Origin of the sequence: Rhizobium sp. PEPV16 (genome assembly GCF_008919455.1) — a bacterium.
Lineage (GTDB): Bacteria > Pseudomonadota > Alphaproteobacteria > Rhizobiales > Rhizobiaceae > Rhizobium > Rhizobium leguminosarum_Q.
Genome location: NZ_VSZV01000340.1, coordinates 20,480 through 45,832, shown reverse-complemented (window position 1 = coordinate 45,832; position 25,353 = coordinate 20,480). Strand labels below are relative to the sequence as shown.

Here is a 25,353-nt window from a genome sequence, read left to right as displayed (position 1 = left end):
TGCCGGCCATCTAGGCCTTAAGTCAAAGACCGCGGGGGAGGTATTGCCGAATAATTGCGATTGCCGATTGATTAATTGCAATGAAGATGTAGCTAATTAACACAATTGTATCAAAGGGAGACGGATCCGATGCTCAATGAGTTCAAGGCCTTTATCGCCCGTGGCAATGTCATGGATCTCGCAGTCGGCGTCATCATCGGCGGCGCCTTTGGCGGCATCGTCAAATCTTTGGTGGATGACCTCATTATGCCGATCGTCGGCGCCATTTTCGGCGGCTTCGATTTTTCGAATTACTTCCTCCCACTCTCGTCGGCCGTCAACGCGCAGTCGCTCGCCGCAGCCCGCGAGCAGGGAGCGGTTTTTGCCTATGGCAGCTTCCTGACCGTGCTCATCAACTTCCTCATTCTCGCCTGGATCATCTTTCTGATGGTCAAGGGCGTGAACACCCTGCGTGCCCAGGTCGAGCGCCAGGAAAAGGCGGCACCGGAAGAGCTGCCAGCGCCGCCGGCAGACGTTCAGCTGCTGACGGAAATCCGCGATCTTCTCGCCACGCGCCCGACGGCTTGATCCTGTCCGCTGCGGCCGGGCTCATTCATCACCAAAATCGATATGCCATCACTGGATGTCATGGGATTTGCCGGCGTAAATCCGCTATGAAGGCGGAAACCGGAGATATGCATGTCGATCGTCAGCAGCCTCAGCCCGCGCGCCCTGGCGGCGCCCGAAAGCGGGATCGTCGAACTCGTCAACTATGCCCGTGGCCGCGAAGGCCTGCTGCCGCTCTGGGTGGGTGAGGGCGATCTGCCGACGCCCGAATTCATCAGCAGAGCGGCGATGGATGCGCTTGCCGCCGGCGAGACATTCTACACCTGGCAGCGCGGCATTCCGGAGCTTCGCCAGGCGCTTTCGGATTATTACAACAGACATTTCGGAATCCGTCTTCCGGTCGAGCATTTCTACGTTACCGGTTCCGGCATGCAGGCGATCCAGATTGCCGTGCAGGCGCTGACCTCGCCGGGCGACGAACTGGTTTACCTCTCGCCTTCCTGGCCGAATATCGCCGCCGCCCTGGAGATAGCAGGTGCGCGCTCGCTCAGCGTCGAGCTGCAGTTCGAAGGCGGCAAATGGGCGGTCGATCTTAACCGCATCGAAACCGCGATCACCCCGAAGACCAAGGGCATCTTCATCAACACGCCGTCGAACCCGACGGGCTGGACGGCAACGAAACAGGATCTTGGCGATATTCTGGCGCTTGCCCGCAAGCACGACCTCTGGATCCTGGCAGATGAAATCTACGCCCGCTATTATTTTGCCGGCGGCCGCGCGCCCTCTTTCCTCGATGTGATGGACGAGGGCGACAAGATCATCTTCGTCAATTCCTTCTCGAAGAACTGGTCGATGACCGGCTGGCGCGTCGGCTGGATCGTCGCGCCGCCGGAGATGGGCCAGGTGCTCGAAAACCTCATTCAGTATTCGACATCGGGGGTGGCGCAGTTCATGCAGAAGGGCGCCGTCGCAGCCCTTGATCAAGGCGACGATTTCGTCGCTGCCAATATCGCCAAGGCGGCCCGCTCCCGCGATATTCTCTGCGATGCGCTAATTGCCACCAACCGCGTCGAGACACTGAAACCGGACGGCGCGATCTACGCCTTCCTGAAGATCGACGGCGTCGCCGACAGCCGCAAGGCAGCGCTCGACATCGTCGACAAGACAGGCGTCGGGTTAGCACCCGGAACAGCCTTCGGCCCGGGCGGCGAACTCTTCCTGCGCGCCTGCTTCCTGCGTGACCCCGCGCAGGTGGCGGTCGCGGCCGAGCGCCTCTGCGACTATATCGTCAAGCTCTGAGAAGCGTCGCCAAGTCGATTTTGTGCCGGAATCGCCGGATCGATAAAACTCTAGCAAAGCCCGAAATCGGCCTCTAACCACGACTCCAAACATACCCGTTCAAAGGCCTTCCAAAGGCCGTTCGATAAGAAACTTGGAAAGAAAAACCGGCGCCTGATGCCCCTGCTTATAAAACGAAAGCGGGGATGCGGGACATGGCGGTTTTGGTGACGGGCGGGGCCGGTTATATCGGCAGTCACATGGTTTGGGCGCTGCTCGATGCGGGCGAGGATGTGGTCGTGCTCGACCGCCTCTCCACAGGCTTTCGCTGGGCCGTGGCGCCGGCGGCGCGTTTCTATCTCGGCGACGTTGCCGATCCCGACATATTGAAAAAGGTCTTCATCGAAAACGACATCGAGGCGATCATCCATTTCGCCGGCTCCGCCGTCGTCCCGGTCTCGGTCGCCGATCCGCTCTCCTACTACGACAACAATTCCGGCAAGACCCGGGCGCTGCTGAGCGCTTCGGTCAAGGCCGGTATCCGCAACTTCGTCTTCTCCTCGACGGCGGCCGTCTACGGCCAGCAAAAGACCGACCTGCCGGTGAAGGAGACGGCCCCCCTCAATCCTGAAAATCCTTACGGCCAGTCGAAGCTGATGACCGAGTTCATGCTGCGCGACGCCGCCGCCGCCTATGATTTCAACTATGTCGCGCTTCGCTACTTCAACGTCGCCGGCGCCGACCCGCACCACCGCGCCGGCCAGTCGACCTCAGGCGCCACGCACCTCATCAAGGTCGCCTGCGAGGCAGCGCTCGGCAGGCGCGACAGCGTCAATGTCTACGGCATCGATTATCCCACCCATGACGGCACCGGCGTGCGCGACTACATCCATGTCAGCGATCTCACGGATGCACATCTGAAAGCGCTGCAGCACCTGCGCAGGGATAAGGGTTCACTCGTTGCCAATTGCGGGTATGGCAGCGGCTATTCCGTGCTCGACGTGCTGAACATGGTCACCCGCCTGCACGGACATTCCTTCAAGATCCACATGGCGCCGCGGCGCGCCGGCGATTCCGCAAGCGTCGTCGCCGACGCTTCGCTCGCCCGGCAGCTGCTCGACTGGAAGCCCAGGTACGATTCGCTGGAAACCATCGTCCAGAGCTCGCTCGATTGGGAACTGTTCCTGTCGAACAGGAACGTCGACGACCTGCACAGCATCCACCGGGCACTCGCCGCCGCGTCCTTCTGATCCAGAACCCGTTTCCCATCCCCGCGCCTGCGGGGGTCTGCATGCCGTAACGTGAATAAGGAAAAATCAAACTTTCTCTGGCTGGCTCTGGCCAACGGAAAAGAGACGATGAAGAACTTTCTGGCCTCATTGCAGCTGCAAAAAGACAATCCGACGCTTCTGACGGCACAGTTCCGGGCCCTGTCGTCGCAGATCCCCATTCTCTATGTCCTGCTGATCATCAACGCCCTTGCAGTGGCGATCACCCACCTCAAATCCGCCCCCCTTTGGCTCTCACTCTACATTCCCGTGGCCTTGAGCGTCGTCTGTGTCTTCCGTCTCTGCTGGTGGGAGATCCGGGGCAAGGAAAACGTCACCGCCGAGCGGGCCTACAGGCTGATGAAGCTCACGATATCAGGGGCCGGCATCCTGGCCGTCGCTTTCGGCAGCTGGGCGATCGCGCTATACCAATATGGCGACGCTTCCCAGCAGGGTCAGATCGCCTATTTCCTCGTCGTGACGGGCATTTCCTGCATCTTTTGCCTGATGCACCTGCCGATGGCGGCAGCCCTGACCACGGTCATCACCTTCTCGGCCATGGTCGCGACCTTCTTGTTCTCAGGCAATCCCGTTTTCGTGGCGACGGCCATCAGCGGCCTCTTCCTGATCCTGCCCTTCCTCAGGGTGATCAACAGCTATTTCCAGAATTTCGTCGGTCTGGTGCAATTGACCGAGGAACTGAAGAAGAAGCAGGCGGAGGCCGAGGAACTGAACCTCGTCAACAGCCGCAATGCGCTGCATGACCAGCTGACAGGCCTTGCCAATCGCCGCAGCTTCTTTCTCTCGCTGGAAAAACGGCTGCAGAAGGATCCGTCCTCGCCACCCGTCCTCGGCATTCTCGATCTCGACGGCTTCAAGCCGGTCAACGACGTCTTCGGCCATGCCGCCGGGGACCTCGTGCTCAAGGAGACGGCCCGCCGCTTCGTCGCGCTGGTCGGCGAAGAGGGCATCGTCTCCCGTCTCGGCGGCGATGAGTTCGGGATCATCTTCCCCTGCTCGATGACACGCAAGGCGATCGCCGATCTCGGCCTGGCGCTCTGTGCGGCCGTCCGCGACCCTTTCGAAATCCCCGACGGCTCGGTCCGCGTTTTCGGCTCCTGCGGCATCGTCTATCCCGATATCGGCACATACACCGCCGAGGATCTCTACGAGAAGGCGGATTTCGCCCTCTACCAGGTCAAGAGCAAGCGCAGCAGCGGCGTCGAATTCTTCTCGGCCGACCACGAGAAGATCCTGACGCAGCGCTACCTGATCGAACTCGAGCTGCAGGCGAATGATTTCGCCAAGGAATTGAAACTCGAGTATCAGCCGATCGTCGAATTGAAGAGTGGCCGCGTCGTCGCCTACGAGGCGCTCGCCCGCTGGGACAGCTCCCGCTTCGGCCGCATCAGCCCTGACGCCTTCATTCCGGCGGCCGAGCGCACGGCCGTCATCGGCCGCATGACGCGCATTCTCTTTGCCAAGGCGCTCGAAGCGCTGGCGATCATTCCACGGCATCTCAGGCTGTCCTTCAATCTCTCGGCGCGCGATATCTGCGACCACGAGACCTCGATGGCGCTACTTGCCATGATCACCCGCTCCGGCATTGATCCCAGGCGCATCGAGTTCGAGATTACCGAGACCGCATTACTCTCCGATTTCGACACCGCCGACCAGGTGATCACTATGCTGCGCGCTGCCGGCATCTCGATCGCGCTCGACGATTTCGGCACCGGCTATTCGAGCCTCAGCCATATTCATCGTCTCGGCTTCGACAAGCTGAAGATCGACAAGTCCTTCGTGATGAATTTCGATCGCGACGCCCGTTGCATGAACATCACCCGCTCGGTCGCCAATCTCTGCCAGAATCTCGGCATCGCCTCCGTCGCCGAAGGCGTCGAAAGCGAAGAGATTGCCGAGGGATTGAAGGCGATGGGCGTTCGTCTGGCGCAGGGCTATCATTTCTCGCGGCCGCTGCCGCTGGAACTTGCCATCGACTACGCTCTCAGGTGCGAGGCCGCAGCCTCCGCCCGCAATTCGCTGTCTGCCTGAGCCAATCTCCGATCGGTCTTAAATCGACTGGAGCGAAGCTACGTCGTCGTCTATTCATGGTCTCAACAGATGAGGTGAACCATGCAAGACGGCGAAGTCATCATTGAACGGCGGGGGACCGTGGGCGTGATCCGCCTCAACCGGCCGCGGGCGCTGAACAGCCTGACCCTGCCGATGATCCGGGCGATCACTGCGGCCCTTCACGCTTTTGCCGGTGATCCCGAGGTGGCAAGCGTCGTGATGGTGGGGGAGGGCGAACGCGGCTTTTGCGCCGGCGGCGATATCCGCGCCCTGCATGAGAGCGCCCGCGCCGGCGATGGCCTCGCCGGCACATTCTGGCGCGAGGAGTTCCGCCTCAACCATATCATTGCCTCCTATCCCAAACCCTATGTCGCGCTGATGGACGGTATCACCATGGGCGGCGGCGTCGGCCTGTCCTCGCACTGTCGCCACCGCGTCGTCACCGAGCGCACGCGGCTTGCCATGCCCGAAACCGGCATCGGCTATGTCCCGGATGTCGGCGCCACCTGGCTGCTGCCGCGTGGCCCCGGCGAGGCCGGAACATGGCTCGGCCTGACAGGGCTCGATATTGGTGCTGCCGATGCGATCCACGCTGGGCTTGCCGATCTTCAGATCGCCTCGTCGCGGCTCGGAGAGGTGATCGATGCTCTCTCCGGCCTGCCGCGCGCCAGCTCATCCGGCGATGTCGATGCCGTGCTGCAGGCGCTTTCTGAGCCTCAGGGAGAAAGCCGGCTGCGGCAGAACGCGGCGATGATCGATCGCGCTTTTCGGTTCGACAGCGTCGAGGAGATCCTGGCAGTACTCGCCGGGGAGGAAGGCGAATTTGCCGCCGAGACGCGCCGGGTGATGCTGACGCGTTCACCGACCAGCCTGAAGCTTGCTTTGCGGCTGCTCAGGGCCGGCCGCAGCAGTGCCTCGCTTGCCGAATGCCTCGGCCGCGAACTCGGTGCCTGCCTGCAGATGCTTGATAATCCCGATTTCTTCGAGGGTATTCGCGCCGCCGTCATCGACAAGGACCGCAATCCGCAATGGTCGCCGGCGTCAGTCGATGCCGTGGAGTCAGCAAGGGTCGAATTTTTCCTGAAACCAGCCGAGCCGCCGCTTTCACTCTGAACGCTATCCGGTTATCGCCACATGCCGCGCATGCGGGCGCCGACATCGATGCGCACCTGCCGCGCTTGGGCTTGAGCGGCCTCCGATTTCCCCTGCGGCCAGCTGCAGGCCTCGAAGAACTGGAGCAGGGTCGCGGGAATGAAGCGGCTGCGTGAGGCATAGACGTGCCGGTCGCCCTGCGAGTTCTGCCCGTAGGTGAAGAAGCGTTGCGGCACGACGAGGTCAAGACCGTCCCGGGCGCGCGTCATGGCGACATAGAGCAGCCGGCGTTCCTCTTCGATTTCAGCGGTTGTGCCGACGGCGAGATCGCTCGGTATACATCCGTCGACGACGTTCAGCATGAAGACCCTAGTCCATTCCTGGCCCTTGGCGGAATGGATGGTCGACAGGATGAGATAGTCCTCGTCGAGAAGCGGCACGCCCGCCTGGTCGCTGGTCGCATCCGGCGGATCGAGGGTGAGCTCGGTGAGAAAGCGCTCGCGCGAGGCATAACCGCTAGCGATCTGCTCGAGCTGCAGCAAGTCGGCCTGCCGCGTCGCGGCATCCTCGTGCAGCCGTTCCAGATGCGGCGCGTACCATTGCCGCGCCAGGCCGATTTCCGCCGGCCAGCCGGCCTTGCCGGTCTTCAGCTCCTGCAGCATCGAAATGAACATTGTCCAGTCCTCGCCGGAGCGCGGCGGTGCCGGCATGGCGCCGAGAGCAGTAATCGGGCTGGCATCCTCGGCCATCAGATCGAGCGTCTTCTGCGCCGTCGACGGCCCGACGCCCGGCAGGATCTGCATCAGCCGGAAGCCCGCCACCCGGTCGCGCGGGTTCTGCGCGAAGCGAAGGGCGGCCAGCATGTCCTTCACATGTGCGCTGTCGAGAAACTTCAGCCCGCCGAACTTGACGAAGGGGATGTTGCGCCGGGTCAGCTCGACCTCCAGCGGCCCGCTGTGATGCGAGGCACGGAAGAGCACGGCCTGCTGCTTGAGCGTGAGGCCTTCCTCGCGATTGTCGAGCACCATGTCGGTGATGTAGCGAGCCTGCTCGGCCTCGTCGCGCACAGTGACGAGGCGCGGCCGCTCGGACGATTGCCGCTCGGTCCAGAGATTCTTGGTGAAGCGCTCCGAGGCGAGATCGATGACGGCGTTGGCGGCGGCGAGGATCGGCTGCGTCGAGCGGTAGTTGCGGTCGAGCGTGACGATATTGGCGGCCGGGCTGAAGGCTGCGGGAAAATCGAGGATATTGCGCACCGTCGCGGCGCGGAAGGAATAGATCGACTGCGCGTCGTCGCCGACGACGGTCAGCCCCTGGCCGCCGGGCTTCAGCGCCAGCAGGATCGAGGCCTGCAGCCGGTTGGTGTCCTGATATTCGTCGACCAGCACATGGTCGAAGCGGCTGCCGATATCCTCGGCAATCATCGCTTCGCCAACCATCTGCGCCCAGTAGAGCAGCAGATCGTCGTAATCGAGCACGTTCTGGCTCTGCTTGGCCTCGACATAACAGGCGAAAAGTTCGCGCAGCTGTTTCTCCCACGTCGCGCACCAGGGAAAGACGTCGCGCAGCACGAGGTCGAGCGCGGTTTCCGAATTCACCGCCCTGGAATAGATGGCAAGGCAGGTGCCCTTTGTGGGAAAACGGCTTTCCGTCTTCGAGAAACCGAGGTCGTGCCGGATCAGGTTCATCAGATCGGCACTGTCTTCGCGGTCGTGGATGGTAAACCCAGGATCGAGACCGATCTGCTCCGCATAATCGCGCAACAGCCGGGCGCCGATGCCGTGGAAGGTGCCGGTCCAGGAAAGCGCATCCGCCATGACGCCGGCATTCGAACCAAGCACGTCGCGGCAGATGCGCTCGACACGCCGCGCCATCTCGGCTGCTGCCCGACGCGAAAAGGTCATCAGCAGGATGCGGCGGGGATCAGCGCCTTTGACGATAAGATGGGCGACGCGATGCGCCAAGGTATTCGTCTTGCCCGAGCCGGCGCCGGCAATGACCAGCAGCGGCCCGGCAATATGGCTGCCGTCGATGAGCGTGCCGTGCTCGACGGCCATGCGCTGCTGCGGATTGAGCTTTTCGAGATACATCCAGCCGTCCGGTTGGGCTCCCGCAGAATCACTGCGGAAAGATTAGATGTTCCTTGAATGTTCGCGATTGCGGCCTCTGTCAAGCGCTGCGGCGCGCCAGCAACATCTCAGTCGGGGAAATCCGGACCGATCTCGCGCCGCACCAGCTTCAGGCTGCGGTCGGGCTGAAGGATATAGGTTTCCTCCACGCGCTGGCCCGTCCCGTTGTAGAACTGGTTGTAGACGGCGCTGCCGACCGGCGACTTGGTGAGCTTCGTTCGCGGCTGGCCGCCATACGTAATGCTGCCGGGAATGGGTTCCAGCGCTGGCGCATCGGCCGAGGAGCAGCCGGCAAGCATTGCCCCGGCAAACAAGGCGGACAGAAGCGCTTTCATCGTCGTCATCCCTCTTTCGACTGCAGCCAGATATGGAAGTCGCGACGTCTTTCGCCAAGGGTCGTCCATGCCAGGGTCCATAGGAAGCGCTCTCGAATAGGCTCCTCCATGCGTGGCGCACCGCAACGAAATGCCTCGCCGCGGGTTAACCGATATCAACTGACATCAGGAGACGGTCACTGTGCTCGGCTTTGCAGCATTCACGAACTATGGCGAATCCGGCCGGCAGGATCACATCGACGCGGCAACACGCGCCTCGGTGGAGTGCGCACTTCATGCGGCAGGCGATATCGAAGCCATAGACATCATCGTCACCACTTTAGGCTCATATGTCATCCTGGAAGGTTCCGTGCGCCGGCGGGGCGATGTCGAGCGGGCGATCGAGATCGCAGAGAGCGTCGTCGGTCGAGGCTATGTGCGCGGCCGCCTGCTGCGACGCTGAAGTCGAAAGATGGGATGCTGCGCCGGCCCTGTGCTCAACTGTCCTTGCAACGCATAAAGGGAACCAAGTGCTCTCCCGCGTGTTGAAATGCCGGACCTAAACGCTGGAGACTCCCATGCAGCTGCTTCCTCGCCTCTGGGCAACGACCTTGATAGTGGGTTGCGGTGCCCTTGCCGACTCCGCCCATGCCGCGCTCGAAACCGGCACGGATTATTCCGCTTTGCCGAAGGACCAGATCGCCCTCAACGAATATACCGGGACCGTCGCCTGCGAGCCGGTAGAGCCGCACTATCTCCCCTCCTTCATCCGCGCGGCGGACGGCACAATCATCGGCGTCGGTTATGTCGAGATCGAGAATGAGAGCGGCGCGGATTGCTGAAAAAAGATGCTCCTGCTCGGACGAGGCTCGCCTGCGCTTCCGCAGAGGTGACGAGCCCCTAACCATCATCATGATGGCTGGTCGTCCTCTATTGATGCAGGTGTACCAGGCGCAACGCCCTTTGCACCAAAACCCGGCGCGCACTTGCTGCAGGGTTAAACTAAAATTAAAGCATTGTTCCGTTCCGGCACGCTTGCGCGCCCAGAAGGCGAAAATCGCCCGAAATTCCTTGCCGAACTGCTAATGCAGCTTCAGCTTCGCCTCTTCGGCGGCCGCCAGGAACTCGGCTCTTGCTTCTTCCAAACTCTTGCGCCCATCGAGCGCCGCCCGGCAGGCGCTGCGTGCCTTGATATAACGAAGCCCGCGCATACTCGGCCAGAGATCCGCCAGGCACTTCAGCGCATCGAACGGCCCATTGACCGTTCGCGCATCGGCCCCATCGAAACCAACCTTGACCGGGTTGTTCCATCTTTCAGTTGCCATCGACGCTCCTCCACGATTTTCGACAGAAACGAAGTGCAGCATCTCCCAGTTCCTCCGGGGAGACTCTGCGATAGTTAATATTCTAGCGTGATTTCCACGGGCAGCAATGGCGGATAGGTTGCCGATGGTGAGGCGAATTGGCTGTTTTCGTTAGACGCACACACGCGAAGAATACCCAAAGAGGAGTTTTTAGAAGCCGCAGAGACGTCCGCTGACGACGCTTTCCTTGCGCGTCTCTCCATTGAGGTCATCCCAAGACTGCAAAGGGAATACTTGCGAGCTACCCTGAAGTCGCAAGAAGGCTCGGTGATAGATCTCGGGAGGGCGCGGGCGCTCCGAGTTTTTGAAGGAAGTTATGGGATTGCTCTCGGAGACCGGGCACTGCGAACCCATGAATTCATGTTTCAACGCCTGACCCTGCCATGTCCACACAAAATTGGTCAGGATTGCGTCAGTTGGTGAGGATCGGGAGCGCATCGCTGCGGCATGGGCCTTAACGTCGATGCTACCGCAACAAGGACGCATCCAATGTCATTCCGACCAATTGAAGGATTTTTTCCAAGTCGTCGCCAGCTTCTCGTCGGAGTGGTCGCGACAACTGCTACTTCCATATTTGGTGCCGGTGTTTCGATACGGGAGGCACGAGGGCAGGGAGGACCGGCCCCCATTATGCGACCTATCCCGAAGACCGGCGAGATGATCCCGGCCGTGGGGCTTGGAACGTTCGAGACCTTCGATATCCGGCCAGGCGAAGCTCGCGACAATGTCCGTGAGGTCATCCGGCTGTTCCATGAGCGAGGCGGCAAGGTCATCGACACTTCGCCGCTCTACGGAATGTCGGAGGTGAGCGTGGGAGACTTCATCACCGACCTCGGCATTTCCAACGACATATTCGTCACCAACAAGACCTGGGCGACAGGCGACTACCTTTCGGACAACAGTCATTCGGAGCGCCAGCTCAGGCAGTCTCGCGAACGGCTGTGGCGGGACCGGATCGACGTGCTGCAGGTCCATAGTCTCGAAAATCATGATCAAGTGCGTCACTGGCTGGCGCAGAAAAAAGCGGAAGGCTCCGTACGTTATATCGGCATCACCCAGTGGAGTCCTGAGTACTACGACACCATGGAGCGGCTGGTGAGCACCGGCACGCTGGATTTCGTTCAGATCGCCTATACGATCCTGACCCGCGCTGCCGAACAGAGGCTGCTGGATGCCTGCGCTGCCAATGGCGTCGCGGTGCAGGTCAACATTCCGTTCGAAAAGGCGCGGCTCTTCACTCCTATTGCTGGACAGCCGGTGCCGGACTTCGCGAGGGAAATGGGGATTGAGACCTGGGCGCAATATTTCCTGAAATGGATCATTGCGCATCCGGCGGTTACAAACGTCATCCCGGCAACCAGCCAGCCGCAGCATGTCATCGATAATATGGGGGCACTCTACGGCGATCTTCCCGATCGGGCGATGCGCAAACGCATGGCCGACCATTATACTGGGCTGACAGGCGTCGCGGACGCGCTTAAACAACCTCCTTATCCCGGCAAGAACTATGGTGGTGTCGTCACATGGCCTTTCCCGCGAACCCCGCAACGTACCTGATGCTCACATACCTGATCGTCTCTGAATCATCTGCATTCGCGAGCGACCGTGTAACACTCAACGGTTTCGCCATTGATCGAAGCGAAGTCAGTATTGCTGACTTCGCAGACTTTGCTGATGACCGGAATTTTCGCACGGAGGCCGAGCGAGCAGGCGGTGGCCACGAATGGGGAAGCGGCTGGGAGCGCCGGCCTGGCTGGACATTCCGCACACCTTTTGGAAATGCTCCGGACAATATGACCGAGCCGGCGGTTCATGTCAGTTGGCCCGAGGCGCGTGACTACTGTGCTTCCGCTGGAGGCCGGCTTCCGACGAGGGCCGAGTGGGAATTGGCCGCCTATCATGAACATGGCGGCGGTGAGAACTTTTTAGTTGACCGGACGTATCCCTATCCGACGGGAGAAACACCTGATGGGGCCAACATCAATGAAAATGATCCATGGCCGCGCCACGCACCAGCACGCGCAACTCGCGCTGGTGTCAACGGTCTCTACGACATGGGTGGAAACGTATGGGAGTGGCTTTCCGAACGTGAAGGGGCAAACGCTCTGACAGCCGGCGGCTCATGGTGGTATGGACCAGACAAGATGCGCAGGCAGGCGATGCAATGGAAGCCGGCCGACTTCTATGTAGTCTACATCGGTTTTCGATGTGCATATGATTTGGCGCGTTGATGCCGCGGGTCTTGGGACGATCATTAGCCCAAATCCTGCTCACCGGCAATTGAATGACCGATGGGCTTACAGAGCAAATAGGCTGATGCGACAGCGGTCAGTCTGACCTATCTTTCAAATGGACGTCAGCCGCTCGACGGCATCCGATTGACGCAATATTTGGAGTTGGCCAGATAATGCCGCAGCAAGTTAAAAGCCCAGCTTGGCAACTGACTAGACCACCCAACGACCATCTCAAAGCCATTTGGTCGGGCGGCTATTTCGAGACCGCCCGACGTGGTCCGACGGTCGAGGTCGAAGGCAGGATTGCACCCGATCATCACCTCATCATGGTAACCTTGAACGGTGGAGCAAACCAGCATCGCTTTCGTACCGACGATGGCTTTCGCTACGATGGTAGGGACACGAAGGGAATGGTTTCGTTCCTGCCCGCAGGCTGCGGTCGTGATCTCGTGTTACGCAATGTCGCCTGGGAGTGGGGCGCCATCGCAATAGACCCGATGACGGTGCGCCGTCATGCCTTCGACATGGGACCATTCCTTATTGCCGGGGATGACTTCATTTACGGGATGGCCGCTCAGATGAGCGATCTTTTGCAATGCGACCGAACATTGGACCAAAGTTATTGCTCGTCCATGGCGCTCGCTCTCACGGAATACCTCTCTCATCACCGTCGTCGCGACGCGCCGATGGCTTGTCCGAAATACACCCTGACGGTCAAACAGCTGCGCGAAACACACGAGAGAATAGACGGCCGTCTGTCTGGACCGATTGCGATCTGTGACCTGGCGACCCCGCTCGGCATATCGGAGGGCCACTTCTTCCGCGCATTTCGTGGCGCTACCGGCCAGACCCCGCTCCAGGCGATCTCAGCCCGACGCATGGATCGCGCCGCGCAACTGCTGACCGAGACAGATCTGCACGTGACGGAGATTGCAGCCAGATGCGGCATCGAGAGCCCCAGCCACTTCGCGCGGCTGTTTCGAGCGCATAAAGGGATATCGCCATCGGGATGGCGGCGACTGTAGGTCAGCCTCTAACGGCCAAACATCCAAAGCACGACTGACAACCTACTCGTTCCCGGTCCCATCGACACCAATCTCCGCCACTTCATGCCGATGAGTCGAGACAGCCGTCTGATTGATTTTGCTGATGAAAAACTGGTGCTGCCGAGTGGGATTGAACCACCGACCTCACCCTTACCAAGGGTGTGCTCTACCACTGAGCTACGGCAGCAGGACCAGTACCCGCGCGAGCCATGTGGCTCAATCGCGAGAACGGGGGGCTATTGCCACAGCTTGACGGCAAGCGCAAGCAGCAAATTCCAACTTCGCGTGGATTGGGATGCAAGGGCCTTTTGGATTGGCGCGAATTCGGCTAATCCTGTCGCATGAACGAAAAGACCGAAACCGGCCAGCAGAGCCGCAAGCAAGCGATCGAGGCACAGGCAAAACTGCGCCGTGAGCGCGCCGCCGATAAGCTCAGGGAAAATCTGGGTCGACGCAAACAACAGGTGCGCGCCCGCCGTTCCGGCCAAGCCGACGAAACAAATGGGCTGCCCGCCGCAAAAATGGACGAATCGTAATGTTCCGTCCGTCGCGAATTGAAGCGTCTCGATAAATCCCCTAAACACCTCACTCCTTATTTCAAGGCAGAACTTTCAGGAAAGGCGGGCGCTGCCCGTAAGCGCACATGGATCGTATCAGAATCGTCGGCGGTAATGAGCTGAATGGCATCATTCCGATTTCCGGCGCCAAGAATGCCGCACTGCCGCTGATGATCGCCTCGCTTCTGACCAGCGATACGCTGACGCTCGAAAACGTGCCGCATCTGGCCGATGTCGAACTCTTGATGCGCATCCTCGGCAATCACGGCGTCGACGTCGCCGTCAACGGCCGCCGCGAGCGCCAGGAAGATTCCTATTCGCGCACGATCCATTTCACCTGCCGCACCATCGTCGATACGACCGCATCCTATGAACTGGTCTCGAAGATGCGCGCCTCCTTCTGGGTCATCGGCCCGTTGCTGGCGCGCGAAGGCCATTGCCGCGTTTCGCTGCCGGGCGGCTGTGCCATCGGCACGCGCCCCGTCGATCTCTTCATCGAGGGCCTGACGGCGCTCGGCGCGACCATGGAGATCGATGCCGGTTATATCAACGCCAAGGCGCCTGCCGGCGGCCTGATCGGCGCACGCTACACCTTCCCGAAGGTCTCCGTCGGCGCCACCCATGTGGTGATGATGGCGGCAACGCTTGCCCGCGGCACGACTGTCATCGGCAATGCCGCCCGCGAGCCTGAGGTCGTCGATCTCGCCAACTGCCTGAACGCCATGGGCGCCAAGATATCGGGCGCAGGCACGGCGACGATCACCGTCGAAGGCGTCACCTCGCTTTCCGGCGCCCGCCACCGCGTGCTGCCGGACCGCATCGAGACCGGCACCTATGCCATGGCCGTCGCCATGGCCGGCGGCGACGTCGTGCTCGAAAATACCGACATGGCGTTGCTCGAAACCGCGCTGGAAACGCTGCGCCGCGCCGGTGCGGAGATCTCGTCGACCAACAACGGCATGCGCATCAAGCGCAACGGCGCCGGCATCAGGCCGGTCGATATCGTCACCGATCCTTTCCCGGGCTTCCCGACCGATCTGCAGGCGCAGTTCATGGCGCTGATGACCCGTTCTTCCGGCGTCTCACATGTCACCGAGACCATTTTCGAAAACCGTTTTATGCATGTGCAGGAGCTTGCCCGCCTCGGCGCCAGGATCTCGCTGTCCGGCCAGACGGCGAAGATCGAGGGTGTCCAACGCTTGCGCGGCGCGCCCGTCATGGCGACCGATCTGCGCGCCTCCGTCTCGCTCGTCATCGCCGGCCTTGCCGCCGAGGGCGAAACCACGGTCTCCCGTGTCTATCACCTCGACCGTGGTTTCGAACGGCTCGAGGAGAAGCTGACCCGCTGCGGCGCCATCGTCGAGCGCATCAGCGAGTAAGCACCGTTCATCCCGGTTGCGTAATTGGTCGCCGCGCCTTATTTCCCTTGTCTGACGCATCGCCATTCCGGCGGTGCCCGGCGTAGGCCGGTAATGGGATGAGGCTGAATGACCGACCTGAAACTTGTTGCGCTCGATAACGAGGATCTTGCGATCATGTCCGCGCATATGCAGGACAGCGTCTTCAAGGTCGGCGACATCGACTGGTCGCCGCGCGACGCGCAGTTCGCGCTTGCCGCCAATCGTTTCGTCTGGGAAGGTGCCGAGCGCAAGCGCAAGGGTTTCGAGCGCCGCCGTGCTGCCCTGGTCTTCAAGCGCGTGCTTGCCGTCCGCTCGCTTGGCATCGATCGTGGCAAACGCGACGAGGTGCTGTCGCTGCTGGCGCTGCGCTTCGAGAAGAAGGGCGAGGGGCCCGATGGTACGATCGAGCTGGCGCTGTCAGGCACGGCCTCGATTGCGCTCGATGTCGAATGCATCGAGGTCCAGCTGGCCGATATCGGCGGCGCCTGGGAGGCCTCCTCCAAGCCTCGCCACCGCTGACATGACGCCCTAAAATTTGAACATCGCAGTTTCGAGTTGAGAAGGAATATCGGCTTTGGCAATCTGGCTGGATCAGGCATCGGAAGGTTTCGAGCAGCATTTTGCCGCCTTTCTGACGACGAAGCGGGAGGTCTCCGATGATGTGAACGTCGTCGTTCGTGCCATCATCGATGATATCAGAGCCCGCGGCGATGTGGCGCTGGCCGAATATTCGCTGAAGTTCGACGGCATCGATTACGCCACCGTCCCGATGCGCGTCACAGCTGAAGAGATCGACGCCGCCGTCGAGGCGGTGCCCTCAGAGGTGCTGGGGGCGCTGAAGCTCGCGGCACTGCGCATCGAATCCCACCATCGCCGGCAACTGCCGAAGGACGATATCTACGAAGACGATATGGGTGTCGGTCTCGGCTCGCGCTGGACGGCGATAGAAGCGGTCGGGCTTTATGTTCCGGGTGGCACGGCGAGCTATCCAAGCTCGGTATTGATGAATGCGGTGCCGGCCAAGGTCGCCGGTGTCGATCGCATCGTCATCGCCGTTCCGGCCACCGGCGGCGCCGTCAATCCGGCGGTGCTTGCCGCTGCCAAGCTTGTCGGTGTCACGGAGATTTATCGTGTCGGCGGCGCCCAGGCGATCGCGGCTCTTGCCTATGGCACCGAGACCATCGCCCCGGTCGCCAAGATCACCGGCCCCGGCAATGCCTATGTCGCTGCCGCCAAGCGCCATGTCTTCGGCACCGTCGGCATCGACATGATCGCCGGCCCCTCCGAGGTGCTCGTCATTGCAGACAAGGACAACAATCCGGATTGGATCGCAGCCGACCTCTTGGCCCAGGCCGAGCACGATGTCAGCGCCCAGGCGATCCTGATCACAGATGATGCCGCATTCGGCAAGGCTGTGGAGCAGGCGGTCGAACGCCAGCTGAAGACGCTGAACCGCGCCGAGACGGCGGCGGCAAGCTGGCGCGATTTCGGCGCGGTCATCCTCGTTGCCGATCTGAAACAGGCCATTCCCTTGGCAAACCGTATCGCTGCCGAGCATCTGGAGCTCGCCGTCGTCGATCCGGACCGGCTGCTCGACGGCATCCGCAATGCCGGAGCGATCTTCATCGGCGCCCATACGCCTGAAGTCATCGGCGATTATGTCGGCGGTTCGAACCATGTGCTGCCGACGGCGCGTTCGGCGCGCTTCTCCTCCGGCCTTTCGGTGCTTGATTTCGTCAAGCGCACGTCGATCCTGCGCCTCGGTCCGCAGCAGCTCCGCACCCTCGGCCCGGCGGCGATCGCCCTTGCCGTTTCCGAAGGCCTTGATGCCCATGCGCGATCGGTCGCGATCCGCCTCAACCTCGAAAGGTGAGGGCATGGCGAAGGGCGATTTCCGGCTTTGCGACGTCGTCCTTGACGATACGATCGGCCGTTCGACGCCCGATGTCGAGCATGAACGCGCCGTCGCCATCTTCGACCTGATCGAGGAGAACAGCTTCGAGCCGCTTGGTCATGCCGGCGGGCCCTACCGACTGAACATCTCGCTGGTCGATTCCAAGCTGGTTTTCGCCATTACCACCGAAGAGGGCGGCGGGGTCGCCACCCATATCCTGTCGCTCACGCCCTTCCGGCGGATCGTCAAGGATTACTTCATGATCTGCGAAAGCTATTACGAAGCGATCCGTTCGTCGACGCCGAGCCGTATCGAGGCGATCGACATGGGCCGGCGCGGCATCCACAATGAAGGCTCGCAGACGCTGAAGGATAGGCTGGCCGGCAAGATAGAGGTCGATTTCGACACCGCCCGGCGCCTTTTCACGCTGGTCTGCGTGCTCTACTGGCGCGGATGACGGCCATGGAGCTTGCCGCCGATGTCGAGGAGGGAAAGCGGCCGGGCGCCATCCTCTTCATGTGCGGGATGAATGCCATCCGCTCGCCGATAGCCGAAGCGATCGCCCGTAGCATTTTGCCGGCCAATACCTATATCAGGTCCGCCGGCGTTCGCGCCGGCGAGCGCGATCCCTTCGTGGATGCCGTGCTCGAGGAGATCGGGCTTTCCCTTGGGCGCCGCCAGCCGCAGACGCTGGACGAACTCGAGGACGATTACTTCGATCTGATCATCACGCTGTCACCGCAGGCCCATCATGCAGCACTCGAGCTGACACGGTCGAATGCGATCGATGTCGTCTATTGGCCGACCATGGATCCGACGGTTGCAATCGGAACGCGCGAGCAGATTCTAGAGAGCTACCGCGAGGTCCGCGATCACCTGGCCGGCCTCATCGAAAGCCGGCTACTCAAACGAAATGGCATTGCCGCGCAATCGGCATGAAAACAAATAAAGGAAAGCCTGATCAACGAGGTTCACAAACCTGCGTTGATTGTGTAGTTTCCGCCCAAATTTTAAAGGCGCGCGCTGCGCTGCCTATTCAACCCACAGGAAGAAAACACTTATATGCCTAAAGAAGAAGTCCTCGAATTCCCGGGAATCGTCACCGAACTTCTGCCGAATGCGACGTTCCGCGTGAAGCTCGAAAACGAACACGAGATCATCGCCCACACCGCGGGCCGCATGCGCAAGAACCGCATCCGCGTTCTCGCCGGCGACAAGGTGCTTGTGGAAATGACGCCCTACGATCTGACCAAGGGCCGTATCACCTACCGTTTCAAGTAAGTTTGCCCGAAGGTCCTGCAAGGGTTTTTGCCCCCGTCTGACGATGGTCGAGGTTCCATGGCGCTGAAATACAAGCTCATTCTGGCCTCAGGCTCGCCCCGGCGCGTCGACCTGCTCAACCAGGCCGGCATCGAGCCTTCGCGCCTGATGCCGATGGATATCGACGAGGCGCCGAAGAAGTCGGAGCATCCGCGTTCGCTTGCCCGCAGGCTTTCGGCTGAAAAGGCCGAAGCGGCCCTTGCCGCCATCAAGAGCGATATCACCTGGAAGGGCAGCTATATCCTGTCTGCCGATACGGTGGTCGCCGTCGGCCGGCGCATCCTCGGCAAGGCCGAGTTTGCTGACGAGGCGCTGAACTCGCTGCATCTCCTCTCGGGACGCAACCATATGGTCTACACCGGCGTTTGCCTGGTGACCCCGGATCGCAAGGTCCGTCAGAAGATCGTCGAGACCAAGGTGCGCTTCAAGCGTCTCTCCGGCTTCGAGATCGAGAACTACCTGGCCTCCGGCCAGTGGCGCGGCAAGGCAGGCGCCTACGGCATCCAGGGCCTCGCCGGCACCTTCGTGCAGAAGATGGTGGGCTCCTACACCAATGTCGTCGGCCTGCCGCTTTATGAAACCATTCTGCTTTTGACCGGCGAAGGCTTCGATGTGCATAGCCGGTGGCCCGAGGGCTGAGCCCGACGGCCGATGCTTAAAGCGCGTCACGATCTTTCAGATCCGCGCGTCGCGCTTTAAGGCTTTGTTTTTACGCATGTCGTTGTCGCAAAACCGCTGAACATTTTGCGCGACATGCTCTAGGACGGACCGATATGCCTGAAGACAAGAAAGCGGCCGCCAAGGTCGAACCGCTGCGCAAGACGCGCCCTTGCCCCGAATGCGGCAAACCTTCCCATCGCGAACATTACCCCTTCTGCTCCAACCGCTGCCGCGAGGCCGATCTCTCCCGCTGGCTGACCGGCGCCTATGCCATTCCGGTTGCCGACGACGAGACGAAGGCCGAATATCCCGATGAGGAAAACTAGAGAATTTCGCCTGCGAAGCTCTTATTTTTCCTCATGAATCCGTAAAGCCGGCAAGACCGTCAAAAAAGAGTCATTTGACGCTTGCCATGGGCGAACAAGATGCTATAACCCCGCTCGCTTCCGGGGTGAACCAAGGCCCTGCGGTTCCTTTTCTGAAAGGGACTATCGGAAGCAGGTTAGCCCAGGTAGCTCAGTTGGTAGAGCAGCGGATTGAAAATCCGCGTGTCACTGGTTCGATTCCGGTCCTGGGCACCACTTTGATTTCCTTGCATCATTAGAGAATTTTGGCCTTGGAAAAGGCGCCTGGTCGACGGCCGTGGTAGCACATTGGTAGCCGCGCCAAACGTGGTGGAGAGGGCCAAAACAGCGTGGCCGGCGCGATGGCGGGCACCGTGTATCGATGGGCGCTCGTTTCAACGGGTCTCATATCGTGATGGCCTGGAACAGGGAAGACCCGACCACCTCGCGTGACGACATCATCGATATCGCACGCTCGCTGGTGCCGCCGGCCAGGTAAGCGCATGGAACGTCAGCCGTTTCGCCGGGTCGGCCTCTTCACCTTGACCTTGATCTACGCGTTACATTGTGGACGAGTTCGCTGATGGTCGCGAACTCACCGAACAAAGCAGTAAGCTTGGCTTGCTCCTTGCTATCCAATCGGTGCTGCGAGCAGAAGTCCGCGATGCACCAGACCTTCGCCGCTACGATAGGCTCGGCAGTAATCGAATCAATGTGTTGCATTGTAGTCCTCCCGCAAAGGAAGCTAACGAAGTTCAAATTAGCTTTCAATGAAATAAGAGGTCTTCCGAATACTGTGGTTCCCATTGCCCGACGCGCCGCCTCTTCAGCGACTGGCGGACATGCGGCTTCTCCACTGATTGCAGCGTCGAGCAGCCGCTCTCGTTTCTACGCCGCGAAACGGCGTGCAGCCTGTCGGACCATATCAAGCACGCTACAGCTGGTTCCTGACATCGAAGACGGACTGAGCGACGTCTGGGGTCGCGCGGTGCCACGGATCGGCAGACCTCTCAATTCTCAGAGGTCCTACGATATTCCGTCGGTGCGCAGCCAACCGCATTTTTGAATTGGCTGGAAAAATGGAAGGCGGAATGAAAGCCGAGCAGGCCGGCGATTTCTTTTACGGATTTGTCGGTGTTTACCAGGAAGTCGCGTGCTCGCTGAACGCGGACGTTCATTTGATACTGTTTCGCCGACATCCCGGCTTGCTCACGAAACAGCCGGCGAAAATAGGGGTAGCTCACCCCCATCTCTGCTGCGAGATCCTCGACTGATTGTGAAGTTCCGCAGCGCTCCATCAGGATCATGCGCGCCCGATCGACGAGGCGCGCGCCGGCGCCGGTTGCCAGATCGTCCGGCCGGCAGAGCAGCGCAAGGAGCTGCAACCCGAGCGTGGATATCACCAGCTGATGAAGCACGGGATCCTGCCGCGCCAGATCATGGATGGCGGCGAACACATGATTGATCTCATCGCTTGCCGGGTTGAGCGGGCGTTCGACATGCAGGAGGCCAGCATCCACTGCAAAATCGAAAGCGGTTCCCCGGCACTCTATCCAGTGCTCGGTCCAGCCGGTTCGCCGATCGGGCGCGAACCTGTGCCACACGCCCGGGAACAGGAGAAAAATCGATCCTTCCGTGACGCGCACCTGTCGGCGCAGGTTGCCGAATTCGAGCTTCCCGTTGCCGGCGCTGATCAGCACGACCTGATAGGCCTGAAGGATGCGGCCTCGAGACCAGCTGAAATGATGGTCGTCCGGATGACGGCTCGGAGGGTAATCGGAGTGCGGCGCAATGACCGAATAGCCCGTCGAGACAGCGGTGCAGCCCCATGCTGCAGAAATTCTGTTGTCAGGCATGTAGACGAAGTAGTTTTCCGTCATTTGACGTCGCCTTTTTAGGATCATTTTTTGTATGCAAATGATCACTTTTGTGGATTTTGGCGTCGTGTCAACAGGTGGGGCCGATGGTACCGTCATCAGGTCAGGGCAAAGTCGATCGAATTTGCCGAAACGCTGATTGCATCAGCTATCGCCGCTGCCGGGGAGGGTAGCGGCTGGGAGGAGAATAGATATGAAAACTCACGCCAGACTGCTGGTCGCAGCCGCTTGCCTCGCCGCATCTGCTGCCTATGCCGATGATTTCCACGGGTTCGATCCCGCGAAGTTCGACGGCAATATGCTTTCGGCCGAGGCTCTCAAGGCCATGGCCGCCGACGCGTCGAAAATGACGCCTCCGAAAAACGGCAGCAAGTACAGCATCGGCTTCGCCAATCTTCAGCGTGACATCGCTTTCGGCGTGCTCGTTGAGAAAGGCATCCAGGCAAACGCCGATGCTGCCGGCGTGGAACTCGTCGTCGCCGACAACCGCCTCGATGGGCCGACTGCGCTTGCCAATGCCAAGTCTTTTGCCGAACGCAAGGTTGACTACGTCATCGAGTTTCAGACCGACGCAAACTTCGGTCAGACCGTGATGGACGTGTTCAAGCAAGACGGCACCAAGGTCACAGCAATCGATATCCCCATGCCCGGTGCAAGTTTCTTCGGCGTGAACAATCCCAAGTCCGGTTTCATGGGCGGGTCCTACCTTGCAACGGCTGCGGCAAAACAGTTTGGCGCGGACACGGTAAAAAGCGGCTATCTCGTCATCGGCGCACTGCCCCAGTCGGGCGTCATCCCCCGCATGCGCACGGAAGGTCAGCGCGCCGGCTTCCTGGCCCTGACCAAGGATTTCCCGGCCGACCACATCATCGAGATCGATACGAAGAATACGCTGCAGGAATCCTATACCCAGATGAACAACGTGCTCGGCCGCATTCCGCCAGGAGCGCCGATCCTGATCATCGCGATCAACGACCAGGCGACCATGGGCATGCTGCAGGCCGTCCGAGCAGCCGGACGTGTTGATCAGGCCATCGCCGTCGGCAACGGCGCGGATGAAGCCGAGGCGCTCGCCACGGACCCGAAACTCGTGGCGGCGACGGGTTCGTTTCCAGGCAGCTACGGGAATTATCTCATTCCGATTGCGCTGTCTGCGCTCGCCGGCAAGGCCGTGCCGGAGGCAACCTTCGTCACCCATCAGATGGTAACCAAGGCAAACATCTGCAAATTCTACAAGGAATTCGCCTGCGCCGGCGAAGCCGACGGTTACACGTTTCCCGAGGCAGAGTTCACAAGCTATCTCTCTGGTCTGAAAAAAGAGGATTGGTTGAAGGGGTACGAGGCAATTCTCCCCAAGCAATGATCTGGGGTGGGAGGCGATTCTGATGCAGACTGTATCGAGCACGGAGAACCGCGTGGCGCGGCTCCAAATCACCAACGTCACGAAGTCCTTCTCCGGCGTGCAGGTCCTGAAAAACGTCACCTGTTCGGCCGATGCTGGCGAGGTCGTGGCGCTGCTCGGGGCTAACGGTGCAGGCAAATCCACGCTGATGAAGATCCTGTCCGGCGTCTATTCCTGCGACGCCGGACAGATACAGATCGATGGGGCCGCAGTCGACATCACGTCGGCACGTGCGGCCATAGCATCGGGCATTCGCTTGATGCCGCAGGAACTGTCCGTGCATCCGGACTTGTCGGTCGCGGAGAACATCGCGTTGGGATCGATGCCCCTGCGCAAGATCGCCGGCATAAGTTTCGTCGACCGTGCCGCCATGCAGAGGCAAGCGACGACACTGCTCGGCCGACTGAAGCTCGGTCATGTCTCTGCGAGCCGGAGAATGGGATCGCTATCGCTTCCAGAGCAGCGGATCGTCGAGATCGCCCGGGCATTGGCTGGCCAGGCTCGTATTCTGATCATGGATGAACCGACTGCTGCCCTCGGAGAAGCAGATGCCGAAACCCTGTTCGGAGTGATCGATGCGCTTCGCGCCGACGGCGTCACGATCATCTATATCTCCCACTACCTCGACGAGGTGTTTCGCCTCTCCGACCGGATCGTCGTGTTGCGGGACGGCGAGGTACGCGGCCAGTTCCAGACGAGCGCCACCAGTCACGACGAGGTGCTACGGGCGATGCTCGGAGGCGATCTCGGCGATCTTTTTCCGGCAAAGCCGCAATCCCTGCCGGACGAGACGATCCTGGTTGTCGAAGGACTGTCGCTGCCAGGTTGGCTCAGCGACGTGTCCTTGTCGGTGCGCCGTGGCGAGGTCCTGGGCGCGTTCGGCCTGATCGGCTCCGGGATTGAGAAGGTCGGCAGAGCCATTTATGGGGCGGAGCCCAAGGCAAAGGTCCGTTCAATCCGGATGGGGACAGCCGAAACGGCGTTGTCGAACCCGCGGGCAAGCATTCGAAGCGGTATCGGTTTCGTTGCAGCCGAGCGCAAGCGGCAAGGCCTGATCGCCAACCTCACCGTCCGTACCAACACGACCCTTCCTTACCTCACGCGCTTTACGCGCTTCGGGCTCGTCGATGACAATCGGGAGCGGGCAATGTCGCAACACTGGATCCGCACCCTGCGCGTCAAGACGACGGGTCCGGAGCAGGAGATAAGACTCCTGTCCGGCGGCAACCAGCAGAAAGTGTGCCTGGCGCGATGGCTGCTCGGCGACCCCAAGCTGCTCATTCTCGAGGAACCGACCCGCGGGGTCGACCTCGGCGCTCGACGAGAGATTTATGAGGAGATCCGCCGGCTCGCAGCGAACGGATTGGGCATACTCCTCGTCTCATCGGACGCTGAGGAAGTCGCCGGTCTTGCCGACCGAGCGATCGTCTTCGAAGAGGGCCGGGCCGTGGCCACACTGGGAGCCAATGCATCGGCCGCCGAGTTGATGCAGGCGGCGGAGTCGCACTCCGTGTCTGCTGCGAACGAATTGGAGAAAGCATGAACAAGTCAAACTCGATCGTTGCGGGCGAACCCAAGCCGACCAGCCAACGCCAGTCGATGACGGAGATCCTTGCCAGACCGGTCGCCGGGATCGTGGTTCTGCTAGGCTTCTATGTCATCCTTCTTGCGGCTTTCGCTATGCTGTCGCCGTTCTTTCTGTCGGTGAGCAATCTTGCCAATATCGGCACGAACATGGCCTTCATCGGGCTCATGGCCGCAGCCGGAACGCCGCTGATCATTGGCGGTGGACTCGACCTGTCGGTGGCTGCCGTTGCCGGACTGGCCGGCGTCATTGTCGCATTGATGCATTCCAACGGGATCAATATCTGGGTTGGATGCCTGACAGCCTTGGTCATCGGCGCCGGGGTCGGAATTTTGAATGGCGTCATCGTCACCAAGCTGCGCCTCAATCCCCTGATCGTGACACTCGGGACGATGAGCATCTTCTCGGGCCTGTCGATGGTCATGACGGGTGGCTTGAGCAAGCCGCTTTTCGTGCCGGCCTTCAACTGGCTTGGTTCAGGTCGCATCTTTTCCGTGCCGTTTCCCGTCATCGTCATGCTGATCGTCTTTGCCGTCCTTTGGCTCGTGCTTGCCAAGACGCCGTTCGGACGGTTTGTGTACGCAACCGGCGGCAATCCCGAGGCCAGCAGCCTTCTCGGCGTGCCGGTCGAGCGCACCCAGATGATCCTCTACGTGATCTCAGGCATTTCAGGCGCTGCCGCTGGTATCATTCTTGCAGCAATGCTCGGCGCGGCAGCCCCGAATGCAGCAAGTCAGCATCTGCTGACGATCATCGCCGCGATCATTCTTGGAGGCACGAGCCTCTTTGGCGGGCGGGGAAGCGTCTGGGGTACGCTGATTGCGGTGCTGATCCTCGGAACTCTGAACAACGGCCTGACCCTCATGAACGTGTCCAGTTTCTGGCAGGATGTCACGCGCGGTGTCGTGTTGCTTCTGGCCGTGGGCCTCGACCAGCTTCGTGTCCGCCTGCAGGGCTGACCCCGCCATAA

27 protein-coding genes, 2 tRNA genes and 1 pseudogene are annotated in these 25,353 nt (G+C 60.7%); 24 read left to right on the top strand and 6 right to left on the bottom strand.

Translation table 11 applies throughout. From position 1 onward, the window contains the following. Nucleotides 1–129: 129 nt before the first annotated feature. From mscL to FY112_RS26170, 5 genes are all read left to right on the top strand, one after another. On the top strand, nt 130–567 hold the full coding sequence (gene mscL / locus FY112_RS26190; protein WP_017958900.1) for a large conductance mechanosensitive channel protein MscL: 438 nt from the start codon (nt 130–132) through the stop codon (nt 565–567). A gap of 111 nt (nt 568–678) precedes the next feature. Beyond that, entirely contained in the window at nt 679–1,845 is a 1,167-nt protein-coding gene (locus tag FY112_RS26185) for a pyridoxal phosphate-dependent aminotransferase (protein WP_151519620.1), read from the top strand. A 194-nt stretch (nt 1,846–2,039) separates the two neighbouring features. Then, entirely contained in the window at nt 2,040–3,074 is a 1,035-nt protein-coding gene (gene galE, locus FY112_RS26180) for a UDP-glucose 4-epimerase GalE (protein WP_151519619.1), read from the top strand. 108 nt (nt 3,075–3,182) lie between these two features. After that, on the top strand, nt 3,183–5,144 hold the full coding sequence (locus FY112_RS26175) for an EAL domain-containing protein (RefSeq protein WP_151519618.1): 1,962 nt from the start codon (nt 3,183–3,185) through the stop codon (nt 5,142–5,144). An 81-nt stretch (nt 5,145–5,225) separates the two neighbouring features. After that, nucleotides 5,226–6,278: an enoyl-CoA hydratase/isomerase family protein gene (locus FY112_RS26170; RefSeq protein WP_151519617.1), complete on the top strand. Its 1,053-nt coding sequence runs from the start codon at nt 5,226–5,228 to the stop codon at nt 6,276–6,278. Nucleotides 6,279–6,289: 11 nt separating this feature from the next. On the opposite strand, the gene FY112_RS26165 is transcribed toward FY112_RS26170, so the two are convergent. Together FY112_RS26165 and FY112_RS26160 are read right to left on the bottom strand one after the other, a co-directional pair. After that, nucleotides 6,290–8,347: an ATP-dependent helicase gene (locus tag FY112_RS26165; protein WP_151519616.1), complete on the bottom strand. Its 2,058-nt coding sequence runs from the start codon at nt 8,345–8,347 to the stop codon at nt 6,290–6,292. A 107-nt stretch (nt 8,348–8,454) separates the two neighbouring features. Then, nucleotides 8,455–8,721 (bottom strand): membrane protein, encoded by a 267-nt coding sequence (locus FY112_RS26160; RefSeq protein ID WP_025393087.1) that lies wholly within the window; start codon nt 8,719–8,721, stop codon nt 8,455–8,457. A 181-nt stretch (nt 8,722–8,902) separates the two neighbouring features. Between FY112_RS26160 and FY112_RS26155 the strand changes: the two genes are divergently transcribed. After that, nucleotides 8,903–9,163 (top strand): BON domain-containing protein, encoded by a 261-nt coding sequence (locus FY112_RS26155; RefSeq protein ID WP_151519615.1) that lies wholly within the window; start codon nt 8,903–8,905, stop codon nt 9,161–9,163. 115 nt (nt 9,164–9,278) lie between these two features. Further along, nucleotides 9,279–9,542 (top strand): hypothetical protein, encoded by a 264-nt coding sequence (locus FY112_RS26150; protein WP_151519614.1) that lies wholly within the window; start codon nt 9,279–9,281, stop codon nt 9,540–9,542. A gap of 240 nt (nt 9,543–9,782) precedes the next feature. On the opposite strand, the gene FY112_RS26145 is transcribed toward FY112_RS26150, so the two are convergent. Then, nucleotides 9,783–10,025: a DUF982 domain-containing protein gene (locus tag FY112_RS26145; RefSeq protein ID WP_151519630.1), complete on the bottom strand. Its 243-nt coding sequence runs from the start codon at nt 10,023–10,025 to the stop codon at nt 9,783–9,785. Nucleotides 10,026–10,553: 528 nt separating this feature from the next. Here FY112_RS26145 and FY112_RS26140 point away from each other — a divergent pair. From FY112_RS26140 to FY112_RS26130, 3 genes are all read left to right on the top strand, one after another. Continuing rightward, nucleotides 10,554–11,621 carry an aldo/keto reductase gene (locus FY112_RS26140; RefSeq protein ID WP_245372507.1) on the top strand — a complete coding sequence of 356 codons (1,068 nt, stop codon included), beginning with the start codon at nt 10,554–10,556 and terminating at the stop codon, nt 11,619–11,621. Continuing rightward, nucleotides 11,621–12,295, top strand: coding sequence for a formylglycine-generating enzyme family protein (locus FY112_RS26135; protein ID WP_245274310.1), 675 nt, complete (start codon nt 11,621–11,623; stop codon nt 12,293–12,295). The genes FY112_RS26140 and FY112_RS26135 overlap by 1 nt, the downstream gene beginning before the upstream one ends. A gap of 176 nt (nt 12,296–12,471) precedes the next feature. Further along, nucleotides 12,472–13,323, top strand: a complete 852-nt coding sequence (locus tag FY112_RS26130; RefSeq protein WP_151519613.1) for an AraC family transcriptional regulator — start codon at nt 12,472–12,474, stop codon at nt 13,321–13,323. A 133-nt stretch (nt 13,324–13,456) separates the two neighbouring features. Here FY112_RS26130 and FY112_RS26125 read toward each other — a convergent pair. Next, nucleotides 13,457–13,531 (bottom strand) — tRNA-Thr (locus FY112_RS26125). 154 nt (nt 13,532–13,685) lie between these two features. On the opposite strand from FY112_RS26125, the gene FY112_RS26120 reads away from it, so the two are divergent. The 11 genes and pseudogenes from FY112_RS26120 to FY112_RS26070 all read left to right on the top strand — a co-directional run. Further along, entirely contained in the window at nt 13,686–13,880 is a 195-nt protein-coding gene (locus FY112_RS26120) for a hypothetical protein (protein ID WP_012755987.1), read from the top strand. Between the two features lie 107 nt (nt 13,881–13,987). Further along, a complete protein-coding gene (murA, locus tag FY112_RS26115; RefSeq protein ID WP_017958913.1) occupies nt 13,988–15,280 on the top strand; it encodes a UDP-N-acetylglucosamine 1-carboxyvinyltransferase in 1,293 nt (430 codons plus the stop codon). Nucleotides 15,281–15,388: 108 nt separating this feature from the next. Continuing rightward, nucleotides 15,389–15,820 carry a DUF2948 family protein gene (locus FY112_RS26110; protein WP_017958914.1) on the top strand — a complete coding sequence of 144 codons (432 nt, stop codon included), beginning with the start codon at nt 15,389–15,391 and terminating at the stop codon, nt 15,818–15,820. 55 nt (nt 15,821–15,875) lie between these two features. Further along, a complete protein-coding gene (gene hisD, locus FY112_RS26105) occupies nt 15,876–17,174 on the top strand; it encodes a histidinol dehydrogenase (protein ID WP_017958915.1) in 1,299 nt (432 codons plus the stop codon). A gap of 4 nt (nt 17,175–17,178) precedes the next feature. Further along, nucleotides 17,179–17,652 (top strand): UPF0262 family protein, encoded by a 474-nt coding sequence (locus FY112_RS26100; RefSeq protein WP_017958916.1) that lies wholly within the window; start codon nt 17,179–17,181, stop codon nt 17,650–17,652. Beyond that, on the top strand, nt 17,649–18,134 hold the full coding sequence (locus FY112_RS26095) for a low molecular weight phosphatase family protein (RefSeq protein WP_181018282.1): 486 nt from the start codon (nt 17,649–17,651) through the stop codon (nt 18,132–18,134). Before FY112_RS26100 ends, FY112_RS26095 begins: the two co-directional genes overlap by 4 nt. Nucleotides 18,135–18,257: 123 nt before the next feature. Continuing rightward, nucleotides 18,258–18,476, top strand: coding sequence for a translation initiation factor IF-1 (gene infA, locus FY112_RS26090; protein WP_003545338.1), 219 nt, complete (start codon nt 18,258–18,260; stop codon nt 18,474–18,476). Between the two features lie 57 nt (nt 18,477–18,533). Then, a complete protein-coding gene (locus FY112_RS26085; protein WP_020048403.1) occupies nt 18,534–19,154 on the top strand; it encodes a Maf-like protein in 621 nt (206 codons plus the stop codon). A gap of 134 nt (nt 19,155–19,288) precedes the next feature. Continuing rightward, on the top strand, nt 19,289–19,501 hold the full coding sequence (gene yacG / locus FY112_RS26080) for a DNA gyrase inhibitor YacG (protein ID WP_017966948.1): 213 nt from the start codon (nt 19,289–19,291) through the stop codon (nt 19,499–19,501). A gap of 179 nt (nt 19,502–19,680) precedes the next feature. Continuing rightward, nucleotides 19,681–19,756 (top strand) — tRNA-Phe (locus FY112_RS26075). A 178-nt stretch (nt 19,757–19,934) separates the two neighbouring features. After that, nucleotides 19,935–20,018, top strand: a pseudogene (locus tag FY112_RS26070) (LysR family transcriptional regulator); the annotation flags it as partial. A gap of 38 nt (nt 20,019–20,056) precedes the next feature. Here the strand turns inward: FY112_RS26070 and FY112_RS38030 are convergent. Together FY112_RS38030 and FY112_RS26060 are read right to left on the bottom strand one after the other, a co-directional pair. Further along, nucleotides 20,057–20,242: a hypothetical protein gene (locus tag FY112_RS38030; protein ID WP_017958920.1), complete on the bottom strand. Its 186-nt coding sequence runs from the start codon at nt 20,240–20,242 to the stop codon at nt 20,057–20,059. A gap of 287 nt (nt 20,243–20,529) precedes the next feature. After that, complete coding sequence (locus FY112_RS26060) at nt 20,530–21,399, bottom strand: AraC family transcriptional regulator (protein ID WP_245500347.1); 870 nt, start codon at nt 21,397–21,399, stop codon at nt 20,530–20,532. Nucleotides 21,400–21,589: 190 nt separating this feature from the next. Between FY112_RS26060 and FY112_RS26055 the strand changes: the two genes are divergently transcribed. Genes FY112_RS26055 through FY112_RS26045 form a run of 3 tightly spaced genes read left to right on the top strand, consistent with a single transcriptional unit; the run spans nt 21,590 to nt 25,342 of the window. Continuing rightward, complete coding sequence (locus tag FY112_RS26055; RefSeq protein ID WP_151519612.1) at nt 21,590–22,759, top strand: sugar ABC transporter substrate-binding protein; 1,170 nt, start codon at nt 21,590–21,592, stop codon at nt 22,757–22,759. Nucleotides 22,760–22,781: 22 nt separating this feature from the next. Then, nucleotides 22,782–24,341, top strand: coding sequence for a sugar ABC transporter ATP-binding protein (locus FY112_RS26050; RefSeq protein WP_151519611.1), 1,560 nt, complete (start codon nt 22,782–22,784; stop codon nt 24,339–24,341). Further along, nucleotides 24,338–25,342, top strand: coding sequence for an ABC transporter permease (locus FY112_RS26045; RefSeq protein WP_025393100.1), 1,005 nt, complete (start codon nt 24,338–24,340; stop codon nt 25,340–25,342). The genes FY112_RS26050 and FY112_RS26045 overlap by 4 nt, the downstream gene beginning before the upstream one ends. Nucleotides 25,343–25,353 lie beyond the last annotated feature (11 nt).